Below are 13912 nucleotides of genomic sequence, written 5' to 3' on the forward strand. Positions count from 1 at the left end.
TTGACCTGTCTTCTCCTGTTCCTGCTGACGCATCAGGTCGGTGCCGAAACAGTGGAAGAGAAGCTCAACCCATCTAAGAAAAATGAACCTACAACACAACAGGTCGACGGGTCATCGACAGTCGTCACGGTCGTAAAAATCGTCGTGACACTCGCAGTTTTGATTGGTGGATTCCTGCTTGCTGTCCGTTTCATCAATGAACGGACAAAGGGAGTCCGTCAATCGAGCCGACTGTCGCATCTCGGTGGTGTCCCGCTTGGCAAAGATCGATCCGTTCAGCTCGTGAGGGTTCACGGTAAGATTTATGTTGTCGGTGTCGGTCAAAACGTTGAATTGCTTGATACGATTGAAGAAGATGACGAATGGTTAGCAACGGATACATCCGAGAGCCCACCACATACGTCAGCCGCATCTCCGTTTCTGGAATCATTTAAGCAACAGCTCGATCAGTTCCAGAAGAAACGAGGACGGTCATGACGACGATTGAAAACTTGATCTCCTTGGATACGCCGTCCGGGACGGCAACTTCCATCAAATTACTGGTCTTACTTACGCTTTTATCATTAGCACCGTCGTTACTGATTTTGATGACATGTTTCACACGCGTCATCGTCGTCTTATCCTTTGTGCGTTCTGCTTTAGGAACACAACAAACACCGCCGAACCAACTGCTTGTCGGACTGGCGTTATTCATCACATTGTTCGTTATGGCGCCTATTTTAACGGAATTGAACACGACGGCCTTACAACCGTACATGGACGACAAAATCAGTCAAGAGGAAGCCTTTGATCAAGCCGGAGGAACGATGAAACGTTTTATGTCTCAGTACACACGGAGCAATGACTTAGAACTCTTTTTGAAATATGGCAATTACGAGAAGCCGGAGAAGGTGGAAGATATTCCGCTCGTCGCGTTAGTGCCGGCCTATGCCATCAGTGAGTTAAAGACGGCGTTTCAAATCGGATTTATGATTTTCATTCCGTTCCTCGTCATCGATATGGTCGTTTCGAGTGTCTTGATGTCGATGGGGATGATGATGTTACCACCGGTCATGATTGCCTTACCGTTTAAATTATTATTGTTCATTTTAGTAGATGGTTGGCATTTAATTGTCGAATCACTACTCGTCAGCATGCGATAGGGAGGGACGACATGACGCAGGAAATGATTATTCAATTAGCCAGTTCGGCCGTATGGACCTTGTTAAAGGTGTCAGCTCCGCTCTTGCTCGTCTCACTCGTCGTTGGACTTCTCGTTAGCATCTTGCAGGCGACGACTCAAATTCAAGAGCAGACCTTATCGTTTGTTCCGAAGATTGTTGCCGTTTTTTTAGCACTCGTCTTTTTCGGTCCATGGATCATGGAAGAACTCAAAACGTTTACGATTGAAATCTTCAAACAGATTGCCGAGGTTTCGCGGAAATGACGTTACTGTCCTTTGTCAGTGTTTTTTTACTTGTATTTGGTCGACTGGTTGGATTTTTAGTGGCTGCTCCTTTGTTTTCATCGAAGCAGTTACCCGCTCAGCATAAGTTGGCAATCGCTGCCGGACTTGCCTATTTTGCCAGTTATGCGGTCAAGACGACGGTTCAAGTCGATGACATCGATTTCTTTTTTCGAATGGGAACAGAAGTCGTCATTGGGCTCTCCCTCGGTTTGCTCGCCAGTTTTTTACTGTATGCGCCACAAATGGCCGGATCAATCATTGATTTACAGATGGGGCTGGCGATGGCATCGGCATATGATCCGATGTTTGGTGGTCAATCGCCGATCGTCGGCCGATTTTTTTACATGTTGACACTGCTCGTGTTGCTGGCATCAGATATGCATTTGATTTTACTAGATGGCATCTATACGAGTTTTAAAATCTTTCCGCCCGGTAGTGCGATTAACGTTTCCGGAGAAGCTGGCATGAGCTTAGTCGTTCGTGTCGTCGGGCTCGCGATGCTCACGGCTCTTCAAATGGCGATGCCACTTGTGGTCGCCCTGTTTTTAGTTGATTTGGCGCTTGGGTTTTTAGCGAAAACCGCACCCCAGTTCAATATTTTTGCGATTGGATTTTCTGTCAAGTTATTGATGGGTTATGCGATTTTGTTTTTACTCGCCGGAGCAACCATTACCGGGATTTCTCGATTTGTTCCCTTATTACAAGACGTATTGTCCGATGCGATTCAATTACTAGGAGGTTGAGATGGGAAAATATACATTAACGCTTGACCTCCAGTATTTTGCGGGCGAAAAGACGGAAAAGGCATCCCCTCGAAAACGTGATGATTCTCGAAAAAAAGGTCAGGTCGCAAAGTCGGCTGATTTAACAAGCAGTTTGATGTTGTTCGGAATGTTCCTGATTTTATTTTTCTTTGGTCCGTTTCTAGGGAAACGGTTCGTCATGGTATTAGAAGATGGACTGAGTGCTCAAACGGTCTTAGTCGCTGTCGAAGAAGGACGCGTCCAGGAAGTCATGATTGAAATGCTGGTCCAAATGAGTATTTTGGTTGCACCCTTCTTTTTGACAGCAGTCGTCATCGGCATTTTAGGGAATTTTGTGCAGATTGGAGCATTGCTCAGTACAGAATCGATTCAACCGAAACTCGACCGGATCAATCCGCTGCAAGGCGTCAAACGAATCGTCAGCATGAAAGCATTAATTGAATTCTTAAAATCGGTATTTAAATTACTTGTCATCGGTGTGACGAGTGGAACAGTCTTATGGAATAACAAAGTAGAAATTTCACGTTTGACGTCAGAACCGATTGGTGACGCCTTGGCGATTATCGGTCATCTGACGTTCCTGTTGGGGATTTCAGTCAGTATCGCGTTGATCGTCCTTGCTGTCCTTGACTTTGCTTATCAAAAATTCGATTTTGAAAAGTCGATTCGGATGAGTAAACAAGACTTAAAGGATGAGCATAAGAATACAGAAGGGGATCCGCAAATCAAAGGGAAAATCAAACAGCAACAACGGGAAATGGCGATGCGGCGGATGATGCAGGAAATACCGAACGCCGATGTAGTCATTACGAACCCGACCCATTACGCCGTAGCGATTCAGTATGATGACGGCAAACATGCCGCACCTATTGTCGTCGCCAAGGGAGTGGATGCTGTCGCATTCCGAATTCGGGAGAAGGCGACAGCAGCTGAGATCCCGATTATTGAAAATAGACCGCTCGCACGAGCATTATTCGCAAAATCAGAAATAGGAATGGCAGTGGATGAATCATTTTATCAGGCACTCGCTGAAACACTCGCCTTTGTCTATCAAATGAAACAAGCGAAATGAAAGGATGAAGCATCATGACCATTTCAACACGAGATTTATCTGTCCTGCTAGGCGTCATTATGATTGTCTTCATGCTCGTCATTCCACTGCCAGGATTTTTACTCGATTTTCTTATCATCATCAACATTTTGATTGCCTTAATGGTCTTACTTGTCGCGATGAACGCGAAGGAAGCATTGGAATTTTCTGTGTTCCCGACCCTCTTGCTGATCGTGACTCTGTTCCGATTGGCACTAAACGTCTCGACGACCCGATCGATTCTCTCGAACGGGAACGGTGGAGAAGTCATTGAAGCATTTGGTAGTTTCGTTGTCGGCGGAAACGCTCTGGTTGGATTCGTCGTCTTCCTGATTCTTGTATTGATTCAGTTTTTGGTCATCACGAAAGGATCGGAGCGGGTATCGGAAGTATCGGCCCGGTTTACGCTCGATGCGATGCCCGGAAAACAGATGGCGATTGATGCCGATTTGAACTCCGGTATGATCGACGAATTACAAGCCCGGACACGCCGCCAAAAAATCCAGTCGGAAGCCGATTTTTACGGCGCGATGGATGGAGCTTCGAAATTCGTCAAGGGAGACGCGATTGCCGGAATCATCATCGTCGTCATCAACTTGATTTTCGGAATGATCATCGGTGTCGTCCAACAAGGGTTACCGATGACCGAATCAATCAGCTTATACACCTTGTTGACGGTCGGTGACGGTCTTGTCAGTCAAATTCCGGCCTTATTGATTTCTGTCGCAACCGGAATCATCGTTACCCGCTCGACTTCTGACGGTAACTTAGGGGAAGACATCATCGGTCAGCTCTCACGGACACCGCTCCTCGTCATGATTGGAGCTGGTGCCATCTTCCTGTTAGGTCTTTTTACAGCGATTCCCGATTACGTGACGATTCCTGTCGCGGCAGCAGCGGCCTTCTTCGCTTGGCGATTGACACGAACGTCAAAAGCAGCTCAAGAAGAAGTCGCTGTCGAAGAGGCACCAACTGAAAACCTGCGATCGAGCGAATCCGTCATTTCCCTCTTGAACGTCGATACGATCGAGTTTGAATTTGGCTATGGTTTGATCCCGCTCGCCGATGAAGCGCAAGGTGGGGATTTACTTGACCGGGTCGTCATGATCCGGAGACAGTTGGCACTTGAACTTGGATTCGTCTTACCGACAGTCCGGATTCGTGACCATCTGCAACTCCCGCCGAATCACTACCGGATTAAAATCCGCGGAAGTGAGATGGCAACCGGCGAACTGCTGCTCGATCATTATCTGGCAATGAGTCCGGGTGTCGATGATCCGGAAATCCAAGGGATCGAGACGGTTGAACCCGCGTTCGGGATGCCGGCCTTATGGATTGATGAACGGACGAGAAGCCGGGCTGAGATGTCCGGATATACAGTCGTCGACCCGCCATCTGTTGTCGCCACACATTTGACGGAACTTCTGAAAAAACATGCGGCCGATTTACTCGGCCGAGAAGAGACAAAACAACTGGTCGATCATTTAAAGGAATCACATCCGATTTTAGTCGACGAAGTGACACCGCAATTGTTGTCGATCGGCGAGCTGCAAAAAGTGTTCGTGCAGTTGTTAAAAGAAAAAATCTCGATTCGAAACTTACCGCTTATTTTTGAGACACTCGCTGATTATGCGGCTGTGACGAAAGATAGTGATTTGTTAGCTGAATATGTCCGTCAAGCATTAGCCCGACAAATTACGGAACAAGTCTTACAAGGAGACGTATTACACGTTGTGACGGTATCGAGTGAACTGGAGATGGAGATTCAGTCAGCGATTCAAAAAACGGAGTTCGGCAATTATTTGGCGCTTGATCCTGATAAGGCAACACATTTCATTGAGTCATTAAATGAATTGACGGCAGAATTCGAACGGTACGGAGCTCAGCCAATCGTTTTGGCATCACCAAGTATTCGGATGTTTGTTCGTCAATTAACAGAACGTTATTTCCCGGATGTACCTGTTCTGTCTTATAACGAATTGATTCCGACAATTGAAGTCAAGAGTATTGGGGTGATTTAACACATGATGGTAAAACGAATTATCGCAAATTCTGTCAGCGAAGCGATGGAACTGGTTAAACAAGACTTAGGAAATGATGCCATCATTTTGAACACACGACAGATCAAAGTGGGCGGTTTGTTCGGCTTATTTGCACAAAAAAAAGTGGAGCTCGTCGCCTCGGTCGAAGAACATCCGGTCGAAAAAATAATACAGCCTGTAAAACAGGTTACGGCTGAGCTGCAACCAGCTAAATCAGTCGTTCAAAGTCATCCGTCAATGATCGAGCCGCTTAGTCCGAAGATTGTCTCGTTCGCTTCACGGCGGTTGCCGGAAGCGCTGAGCTCATACGAAGTTTTGCTCGCTGAACCTGCCCTGCAGCGTGAAGCGGAGGCACTCTATGATTTATTGGTGTCCACTTACTACAAGACCAATGATGTGAGACAGGTCGAACAAGCCTTCATCGCGACTGTGACTGCTCCTATTCAAGTCACGACGGCAACTTCCCGTTTCATTATGGTGACCGGACCGACGGGAGTCGGAAAAACGACGACCCTTGCCAAACTGGCTGCTTATTACCGTCTTACGAAACAACAAACCGTTGGATTGATTACGACGGATACATATCGGATTTCAGCCATCGAACAATTGCGGACTTATGCCGACATCATCGATATTCCGTTACGCGTCGCCTATGATTTACAAGAATTCGAACAAGCAAAAGTCGACTTATCCGACTGTGACGTCATCCTGGTCGACACGGCGGGAAGAAATTTTCTTGACGCGGGTTATGTCGAACAGTTAAAAAAGCGGCATGATTTTTCAGAGACGGATGTATTTCTTGTACTCAGCTTAACGTCGAAGTACCGCGATTTAGAACAGATTCAACAACGGTTCGATCAAGTCCCGTTGTCCGGATTCATTTTTACCAAAGCCGATGAGACAACAGATTTGTGGTCGATTTACGGACTGACGAAAAAGACACAGTTGCCTGTGTTTTGTCTGACGACAGGACAAGAAGTACCTGAAGACATCATCTGGCCGACAAGTGCAGAAGTTTCCCGAATGATTGTAGAAAGAGGGTTAAGATGATGCCAGAAGATCAGGCACGAGCGTTAAGATCAAAAGTTTCCGTACGGCAGACCAAAACCATTGCAATCGTCAGTGGTAAAGGCGGGGTCGGAAAAACGAATGTCGCGGTGAATCTGGGTGTCGCGCTATCGTTGCAAGCCAAAAAAGTATTAATCATTGATTTGGACATCGGCATGGCGAATGTCGGTGTGCTGCTCGGAAAATCGTCTAGAGTTTCATTGATGGATTGTGTCAAGGAACGGTCACCCTTGACCCAAGCCGTCGTCGAAGCGACGCCGGAACTGCATTTCATTCATGGCGGGAGCGGATTCACAGAATTAATGGATCTGACGGATCACGATGTTGAATTCATGATGAGCGAGTTTCGGTTTTTCTATGAATATGATTTCGTCTTACTCGATCTGGGTGCCGGAGCAACACATCAGACTTTTGATTTCATCAGCAGTGCGGATGAAGCATGGCTGGTCGTGACGCCTGAACCGACGTCAATCATGGACGGATACGCTTTCGTCAAACTTGCGCATCACCACGCACATGAACTTCCTGTCGCAGTCATCGTCAATCGGGCAACGAACGGCCAAGAAGCGCTTGAAACATTTGACCGTCTACAACAGGTCAGTCAGAATTTTTTGGAAAAATCGTTGCGCTTCGTCGGTTTTTTGCCGGATGATCCGACTGTCATGAAGGCAGTCAAAGCCCAACGACCATTTTATGTATTTGATCGGACGAGTGATGTCAGTTGGCGACTTGATCATATTACGACATCGCTGACGGGGCTTCAGGTCCAGGAACAGAAATTTTTAGACCGGTTACTGAATCGTTTGAAAAAACGGCATAACCGTGTCCGCTAACCATAAAGGAGGATACGTTCCATGGATTTAAATGAATATTTAGGATTGTTTCTTGATGAATCGATTGAACATTTACAAGCCATTAATTCGAGTTTGCTGATTTTTGAACAACGACTCGACGATGAAGCCGTCATCGATCAAATTTTCCGATCCGCTCATACGTTAAAAGGGATGGCCGGAACGATGGGGTATGATGCCATTGCCGATTTAACACATGAAATGGAAAGTGCACTTGATTTAGTCCGTTCGAAGACACAACCTGCCACACCCGAATTGATTGATGTATTATTTGTCGCAGCTGAACAGCTGGAAACGATGGTCGAGGACATCAGTCAGGGTGGTACCGGAAAGCTGGATGTGGCAACAACCGTCGTTCGTTTGAAACAGTTTATCAATACAGATTCGGAACCAAGTCAGGATACGGACAAACCCGCAGCAACAGTCATGAAAAACTTTGAGTGTGATGTCTATTCTGAGTCGGTTGTCCGTCAATCGATGGCTTCCGGTTATCAAGCCTATGTCATTACGGTGGAGTTATCGGCGGATGTCATTTTAAAGGCGGCCCGGGTGTATATGGTATTTGACCGGTTGCAAAACCTTGGGGATGTCATCTTGTCGAATCCGACTTCGGATGAACTGGAACAAGAACAATTCGAGACCCGTTTTGATGTCTTGTTCGTGACGATGAAATCTGCTGAAGACATTCAAAGTGAAGTCAAAGCCGTTTCGGAAGTCGCTCAAGTGTTGATACAGCCATTCGAAGTGCCGGTCGAACCAGCAGCAGCGGCGACGTTGCTCGAGCCGGTTGAAACGCCGGTCGTCAATCCGGCGACGGATACTTCGAACGAGACACAAACACCGGTTGCGGCAAAAACGATTCGTGTCAACCTCGAGCGGATTGATCGATTGATGAATCTGTTTGAAGAATTCATCATTGACCGTGGACGCCTCGAGCGGATTGCGGCAGAAGCCGGTTCTTCTGATTTGACGGAGACGGTTGAACGGATTAAACGCGGAACAAATGAACTGCAGTCACTTGTCCTAACGTTACGGATGATGCCGATTGAACAAGTCTTCAATCGTTTCCCGCGGATGGTACGTTCGGTATCGAAAGATGTCGGTAAAAACATCAAGCTCCACATTACAGGAGCGGAAACAGAACTCGACCGGACGGTCATTGATGAAATTGGGGATCCGCTCGTCCACTTGATCCGAAATGCAGTCGATCATGGAATTGAAAGCAAAGCTGACCGGATTTTAGCAGGAAAAGCAGTCGAAGGAAATCTGTCACTCCGGGCTTACCATTCCGGAAACCGTGTGTTCATCGAGATTGAAGATGACGGCGCAGGCATTAATCAGGAACGGGTGACGAAAATTGCCCTTGAAAAAGGATTGTTGACGGAAGAAGAGGCAGCGTTGTTGACACCGGAAGAAGCATCGATGTTATTGTTTGCGCCTGGATTCTCGACGGCAGAAACCGTCACCGACTTATCAGGCCGTGGTGTCGGGCTGGACGTCGTTAAATCGAAAATTGAATCGCTCGGTGGAGAAGTCTTCGTCGAGACGAAACGCGGAGAAGGAACGATTTTCAGAATCAGTTTACCGCTGACGTTATCGATTATTTCTGCGATGCTCGTCAAATTGGGAGAAGAAACATATGCGATCCCGTTGACAGCCATCCTTGAAACGACATCGCTGAAGCAGGACGCCATTTTACAAGCCCACCGGGAAAAGGTATTCGATTTCCGTGGCCAGCTTGTTCCATTGATTTCATTAAATCAAGTATACGGATTACCGCATGCGGAAGCAGACGCCTATTCTGTCGTCGTCGTCCGAAGCGGCGAGAAATTAGCAGGGTTGATAGTCTCAGAACTGATAGGACAACAGGAAATCGTCATGAAACCGCTAGGCAGTTATCTTGAGGGGATTCGTGCGATTTCAGGTGCGACGATTCTGGGTGACGGACAAGTTGCGTTAATCATTGACAGCAATGCACTGTTACGAAAGTGAGGGAATGAAGAATGGAACAAAAATGGGTCGTCTTTCAATTAGAAGAAAATGCATATGGAATTGATGTGCAATCGGTTCGTTCAATCGAACGTGTCATTCCGATCACACGTATCCCAAATGCCGCATCTTATGTCAAAGGTGTCATCAACTTACGCGGAGTCGTTACACCCGTGATTGATTTGCGGACACGTTTAGGATTTGAGTCCGTCGAGGAAACAGAAGAAACACGGATCATCATCGCAACACTGGAACATGGAGATGCAGGATTCATCGTGGATTGTGCAAATGAAGTCGTTGAAGCAGCAGATGTCCGGATTGAACCGCTGGCAGATTCAAAACAAGACGAGACCAACTATTTAACGGCCATCGCTAAAGGGGAAGATCAACTGTTCTCTTTACTCGAGCCAAACCGTTTATTTGAAGAGATTATCCATGCTTAATCGAATGGAACAGGATGTCTTTCGAGAAATTGGTAATATCGGGGCGGCACATGCGGCAACCGCTTTATCCACGTTGCTGGGGCAACCGGTTGAAATCGAAGTCCCTTCAGCGGACTTGGAAGGGTTCTCGACCATCATTGAGCGGGTCGGAGGTGCTGAAGCTTACACAGCAGGAGCACTCCTTCGATTTTCTGGGGATATTAAAGCATCCTTATTATTTTTAATGCCACTCAAGGATGCTGAGAAACTCGTTTCTCAGTTATTGCAACAGCCATTTCAATTTTTTTCGGAACACCATGCACTTGGTGTTTCAGCATGGGAAGAGATCGGGAATATTTTGATCGGCGCTTATGCCCGCTCGATTTCCGATTGGCTGGATTTATCCGTCCATGTCACGGTCCCGGCCTCTGCTTTTGATATGGTGGGAGCAATTTTGGAAGTTGCCTTACTTGAGTCAACAAAATTTGGTAACATGGCAGTATACATCGATACACGTTTATCCAGTTCAGGTAATGATTTGAATGGTCATTTATTGTTACTACCTGAAGAAGGTGCCTTTGATTCGGTCTTTCAACGATTGGGTGTGGATATTGATGGATGAAGTCGTTCGGATTGGAATTGCAGAATATGCAGTCAGCCAAAAACCGATCATTCTTCGGACGGCTGGTTTAGGTTCTTGTGTCGGTGTCATCATCTACGACCAAGAGCGTGGGCTGTCGAGTATGGCACACGTGATGTTACCGGACTCGTCAATCAGTCGGAATATCGCACTGGAAATCGGAAAGTTCGCCGATACGGCAGTCGTCGAGTTGGCACGTCGTCTTCGTCATAGTGGAGCAATTCGTCTCCGGGCAAAAATTGCCGGTGGTGCACAAATGTTTCAATTTAAATATGAACACGAATCGATGCGAATCGGTGAACGAAATATTGCGGCGGTAAAATTGGCTTTACGAAAAGCGAACGTCCCACTCGTTGCGGAAGACGTTGGTGGAACAAATGGTCGAACGATCGAGTTCCATTCTCAGACTGGTCGGTTAGTCATCCGGACAGTCAACGTCGGAACGCTGGAAATTTAGAGGAGGAATGGTCATGCGTGAGGAATTACAACAACTTTGGAATCAATGGCTATCGACGCGTGATGTAGCGGTAGCTGACCAGTTACTGCTAAATTATGAACCTCTTGTGCACTACCACGTTCAGCGTCTCAGCGCGACACTTCCGAAGAGTGTCGATCGTGATGAATTAAAAAGTCTTGGGATGATGGGATTGTATGATGCCCTTCAAAAATTCGATCAAAATCACAACAATAAATTTGATACGTATGCAGCATTCCGTATTCGCGGCGCCATTTTGGATGGCTTACGGAAAATTGACTGGTTACCCCGGTCGTTACGCGAAAAATCAAAGCGGGTCGAAGCCGCTGTCGAGATTTTAGAACAAAGTCTTCAACGGACCCCGACGATTGATGAGGTTTCATCGATTGTTGATATGAATCCGGAAGAAGTCAAGACGGCACTGGCTGAGAGCTATTTTGCGAATATTCTATCGATCGATGAAGCCGTGACACTTCAAGACGAAGGAAAAGCGATGGCCGTTTCCTATCTGGATCCGGATGCAGCAACACCTGAGGATACGCTTTTGATGCGGGAACTGATTTCGAAATTGGCGGAAGAAGTGGAGCAATTATCCGAGAAGGAACAATACGTCGTATCCCTCTTTTACTTTGAAGAACTGACATTGACGGAAATCGGGGAAGTCCTTGGTTTATCTACTTCACGAATTTCGCAGATTCACTCGAAAGCGCTCCGAAAACTGAAACAAGCGTTAGGGAGTGCTTATCTTTCTGACCGCGTCGCGATGTGAAAGGACATACCATGACACTTTTTTATATTTTGCTAGCAGCACTCATTTGTTACGGTCTTTTGTTATTGTTTAAGCAACAAGCCCTTTTGAAGGACCGCGTCACACACCTTGAACGACAGAAGCAGGAAACGGAAGAAATTCTGTTACAATTCATGCAACAGGTGAATGAGCTGACGGAAGGGGAGGTAATATCCCGCCCGTCGACTCCGGTCGGACAAGAATGGAAAGGCGAGATCATTGTAGCTGAAGAATCAGAGCGATCCGATTATCCGTCTGCACCGGTAAACGTACCTGGAAATGAGGACAAACCGGACGACCGGGTAGAAGAACCGCCTCTATTGGATGTTAAAGATCAACTCGAAAAAGGTGCTGATTTAGATCAGTTGGCACGTTCATTGAATCGGGGAGCAGGAGAAGTCGCACTGATTGCTAAACTTTCTCGGAAAACGAAGGTTGCCCGGCGTTAAACTTTATGCTATATTAGTCTACGGTGTTAATTACGCACGCATGTATCGCCGGCTGCGGTGCCTTTAATAGGTTAGCTGGAACAACGATCATCGCGGAGGACATCCAAAACCCAAAAGGAGGAATTCATCATGGCAGTAATCTCGATGAAACAATTGTTAGAAGCTGGTGTACACTTCGGTCACCAAACACGCCGTTGGAACCCAAAAATGGCAAAATACATCTTCACAGAACGTAACGGAATCTACATCATTGACCTACAAAAAACGGTTAAAAAAGTAGACGAAGCTTACAACTTCATCCGTGAAGTAGCGTCTGAAGGCGGAAACGTTCTTTTCGTTGGTACGAAAAAACAAGCTCAAGACACTGTGAAAGAAGAAGCGATCCGTGCAGGTCAATACTTCATCAACGAACGTTGGTTAGGTGGAACACTCACGAACTTCTCTACAATCAAAAAACGTATCAACCGTTTAAAACAACTCGAAAAAATGGAAGAGAACGGTACATTCGAAGTTCTTCCTAAAAAAGAAGTCATCATTCTTAAAAAAGAAATGACTCGTCTTGAGAAATTCCTCGGCGGTATCAAAGATATGCCAGGCGTTCCAGATGCACTCTTCATCGTTGACCCACGCAAAGAGCGTATCGCGATTGCAGAAGCACACAAACTCAACATCCCAATCGTTGCGATCGTTGACACAAACTGTGATCCAGACGAAATCGACTACGTCATCCCAGCAAACGACGATGCGATCCGTGCAGTCAAATTGCTTACTGGTAAAATGGCTGACGCAATCCTCGAAGTTAAACAAGGCGAAGATAACGTAGCACCTGAAACTACTGAAGAAGTAGTAGCAGACGCTGAGTAATTCGTGATGCCAGGTGATAAAGGGAATTGACCTTTTATCACCTTTTTTTTGAAAATAAGGACCTTATAAGGAGGAATATCGAATGGCTATTACAGCAGCTATGGTAAAAGAACTTCGTGAAAAAACTGGTGCAGGGATGCTTGACTGCAAAAAAGCACTCGTCGAAGCTGATGGGGATATGAACGCAGCAATCGACTTCTTGCGTGAAAAAGGAATCGCGAAAGCGGCAGCTAAAGGCGACCGCATTGCAGCAGAAGGCTTGACAGCTGTTGCAGTTAACGGAAACAAAGCAGCACTTGTTGAAATCAACTCAGAAACAGATTTCGTTGCGAAAAACGAACGTTTCCAATCACTCGTTCAAAACATTGCAGATGCAGTACTCCGCAATGGTTCTGAAACGGCTGAAGCAGCACTTGCTTCTGAATACGAAGCAGGAAAAACAATCGACACATACATCTCAGAAGAAGCATCAACAATCGGAGAGAAAATTTCACTCCGCCGTGTAGCTCTCTTCACTAAAGAAGACAATGCAGCATTCGGTTCTTACCTCCACATGGGCGGTCGTATCGGTTCTGTCGTCGTCGTCGAAGGTACAACAGACGAAACGGTTGCAAAAGATATCGCAATGCACATCGCTGCAGCACGTCCGCTTTACGTCGACCGTTCTTCTGTAACAGAAGAAGAAAAAGCACGTGAAGAAAAAGTTTTGACAGAGCAAGCACTCAACGAAGGTAAACCTGCTAACATCGTTGAAAAAATGATTGCTGGTCGTATGAACAAATTCTACGAAGAAATCTGCCTCGTTGACCAAACATTTGTCAAAGATCCAGACTTCAAAGTTGGTAAATACGTAGAATCTAAAGGCGGAAAAATCGTTTCATTCGTACGCTTCGAAGTTGGAGAAGGTATGGAGAAACGTGAAGAAAACTTCGCTGAAGAAGTAATGAACCAACTTAAAAAATAAGAATCAGGATTTCCTGATGACAAGAGAAGGAACACGTATGCTTCAATCCACTTTCGTGTG

General features: G+C 46.3%; 16 protein-coding genes. All 16 read left to right on the forward strand.

Translation table 11 applies throughout. The annotated features are described in order from the left end of the window. Positions 1-477, forward strand: a complete 477-nt coding sequence (locus tag KNQ07_RS01875) for a flagellar biosynthetic protein FliO (RefSeq protein WP_251135899.1) — start codon at positions 1-3, stop codon at positions 475-477. Further along, positions 474-1142, forward strand: coding sequence for a flagellar type III secretion system pore protein FliP (gene fliP, locus KNQ07_RS01880; protein ID WP_114595506.1), 669 nt, complete (start codon positions 474-476; stop codon positions 1140-1142). Before KNQ07_RS01875 ends, fliP begins: the two co-directional genes overlap by 4 nt. Before the next feature lie 11 nt (positions 1143-1153). After that, on the forward strand, positions 1154-1426 hold the full coding sequence (gene fliQ / locus KNQ07_RS01885; RefSeq protein ID WP_012370733.1) for a flagellar biosynthesis protein FliQ: 273 nt from the start codon (positions 1154-1156) through the stop codon (positions 1424-1426). Continuing rightward, positions 1423-2190, forward strand: coding sequence for a flagellar biosynthetic protein FliR (gene fliR, locus KNQ07_RS01890; RefSeq protein WP_214764042.1), 768 nt, complete (start codon positions 1423-1425; stop codon positions 2188-2190). The genes fliQ and fliR overlap by 4 nt, the downstream gene beginning before the upstream one ends. 1 nt (position 2191) lies before the next feature. After that, on the forward strand, positions 2192-3283 hold the full coding sequence (flhB, locus tag KNQ07_RS01895) for a flagellar biosynthesis protein FlhB (RefSeq protein ID WP_114595508.1): 1092 nt from the start codon (positions 2192-2194) through the stop codon (positions 3281-3283). Between the two features lie 14 nt (positions 3284-3297). Beyond that, positions 3298-5322: a flagellar biosynthesis protein FlhA gene (flhA, locus tag KNQ07_RS01900; protein ID WP_214764049.1), complete on the forward strand. Its 2025-nt coding sequence runs from the start codon at positions 3298-3300 to the stop codon at positions 5320-5322. Positions 5323-5325: 3 nt separating this feature from the next. Next, on the forward strand, positions 5326-6393 hold the full coding sequence (locus KNQ07_RS01905; RefSeq protein WP_214764057.1) for a flagellar biosynthesis protein FlhF: 1068 nt from the start codon (positions 5326-5328) through the stop codon (positions 6391-6393). After that, positions 6390-7244, forward strand: a complete 855-nt coding sequence (locus KNQ07_RS01910) for a MinD/ParA family protein (RefSeq protein ID WP_114595511.1) — start codon at positions 6390-6392, stop codon at positions 7242-7244. Before KNQ07_RS01905 ends, KNQ07_RS01910 begins: the two co-directional genes overlap by 4 nt. A 21-nt stretch (positions 7245-7265) precedes the next feature. Further along, on the forward strand, positions 7266-9254 hold the full coding sequence (locus tag KNQ07_RS01915) for a chemotaxis protein CheA (protein ID WP_214764067.1): 1989 nt from the start codon (positions 7266-7268) through the stop codon (positions 9252-9254). Positions 9255-9265: 11 nt separating this feature from the next. Further along, positions 9266-9694, forward strand: coding sequence for a chemotaxis protein CheW (locus tag KNQ07_RS01920; RefSeq protein ID WP_114595513.1), 429 nt, complete (start codon positions 9266-9268; stop codon positions 9692-9694). Further along, entirely contained in the window at positions 9687-10295 is a 609-nt protein-coding gene (locus KNQ07_RS01925) for a chemotaxis protein CheC (protein WP_114595514.1), read from the forward strand. Before KNQ07_RS01920 ends, KNQ07_RS01925 begins: the two co-directional genes overlap by 8 nt. Then, positions 10288-10770: a chemotaxis protein CheD gene (locus KNQ07_RS01930; RefSeq protein ID WP_114595515.1), complete on the forward strand. Its 483-nt coding sequence runs from the start codon at positions 10288-10290 to the stop codon at positions 10768-10770. The genes KNQ07_RS01925 and KNQ07_RS01930 overlap by 8 nt, the downstream gene beginning before the upstream one ends. 13 nt (positions 10771-10783) lie before the next feature. Beyond that, complete coding sequence (locus KNQ07_RS01935) at positions 10784-11557, forward strand: FliA/WhiG family RNA polymerase sigma factor (RefSeq protein ID WP_114595516.1); 774 nt, start codon at positions 10784-10786, stop codon at positions 11555-11557. An 11-nt stretch (positions 11558-11568) separates the two neighbouring features. After that, positions 11569-12024 carry a hypothetical protein gene (locus KNQ07_RS01940; RefSeq protein ID WP_214764069.1) on the forward strand — a complete coding sequence of 152 codons (456 nt, stop codon included), beginning with the start codon at positions 11569-11571 and terminating at the stop codon, positions 12022-12024. A gap of 129 nt (positions 12025-12153) precedes the next feature. Continuing rightward, positions 12154-12888 carry a 30S ribosomal protein S2 gene (rpsB, locus tag KNQ07_RS01945; RefSeq protein ID WP_012370721.1) on the forward strand — a complete coding sequence of 245 codons (735 nt, stop codon included), beginning with the start codon at positions 12154-12156 and terminating at the stop codon, positions 12886-12888. A gap of 82 nt (positions 12889-12970) precedes the next feature. Next, positions 12971-13852: a translation elongation factor Ts gene (gene tsf / locus KNQ07_RS01950; RefSeq protein WP_012370720.1), complete on the forward strand. Its 882-nt coding sequence runs from the start codon at positions 12971-12973 to the stop codon at positions 13850-13852. Positions 13853-13912: the final 60 nt, after the last annotated feature.

This window comes from Exiguobacterium sp. s145 (genome assembly GCF_018618835.1).
In the GTDB taxonomy this organism is placed as follows: domain Bacteria; phylum Bacillota; class Bacilli; order Exiguobacteriales; family Exiguobacteriaceae; genus Exiguobacterium_A; species Exiguobacterium_A artemiae.

Coding starts and splice junctions, on each gene's coding strand:
- KNQ07_RS01925 (WP_114595514.1), top strand. CDS start 9,687: ATGCTTAATCGAATGGAACAGGATGTCTTTCGAGAAATTGGTAATATC.
- rpsB (WP_012370721.1), top strand. CDS start 12,154: ATGGCAGTAATCTCGATGAAACAATTGTTAGAAGCTGGTGTACACTTC.
- KNQ07_RS01930 (WP_114595515.1), top strand. CDS start 10,288: ATGGATGAAGTCGTTCGGATTGGAATTGCAGAATATGCAGTCAGCCAA.
- KNQ07_RS01920 (WP_114595513.1), top strand. CDS start 9,266: ATGGAACAAAAATGGGTCGTCTTTCAATTAGAAGAAAATGCATATGGA.
- fliQ (WP_012370733.1), top strand. CDS start 1,154: ATGACGCAGGAAATGATTATTCAATTAGCCAGTTCGGCCGTATGGACC.
- fliR (WP_214764042.1), top strand. CDS start 1,423: ATGACGTTACTGTCCTTTGTCAGTGTTTTTTTACTTGTATTTGGTCGA.
- KNQ07_RS01905 (WP_214764057.1), top strand. CDS start 5,326: ATGATGGTAAAACGAATTATCGCAAATTCTGTCAGCGAAGCGATGGAA.
- KNQ07_RS01935 (WP_114595516.1), top strand. CDS start 10,784: ATGCGTGAGGAATTACAACAACTTTGGAATCAATGGCTATCGACGCGT.
- tsf (WP_012370720.1), top strand. CDS start 12,971: ATGGCTATTACAGCAGCTATGGTAAAAGAACTTCGTGAAAAAACTGGT.
- fliP (WP_114595506.1), top strand. CDS start 474: ATGACGACGATTGAAAACTTGATCTCCTTGGATACGCCGTCCGGGACG.
- KNQ07_RS01940 (WP_214764069.1), top strand. CDS start 11,569: ATGACACTTTTTTATATTTTGCTAGCAGCACTCATTTGTTACGGTCTT.
- KNQ07_RS01915 (WP_214764067.1), top strand. CDS start 7,266: ATGGATTTAAATGAATATTTAGGATTGTTTCTTGATGAATCGATTGAA.
- flhA (WP_214764049.1), top strand. CDS start 3,298: ATGACCATTTCAACACGAGATTTATCTGTCCTGCTAGGCGTCATTATG.
- flhB (WP_114595508.1), top strand. CDS start 2,192: ATGGGAAAATATACATTAACGCTTGACCTCCAGTATTTTGCGGGCGAA.
- KNQ07_RS01910 (WP_114595511.1), top strand. CDS start 6,390: ATGATGCCAGAAGATCAGGCACGAGCGTTAAGATCAAAAGTTTCCGTA.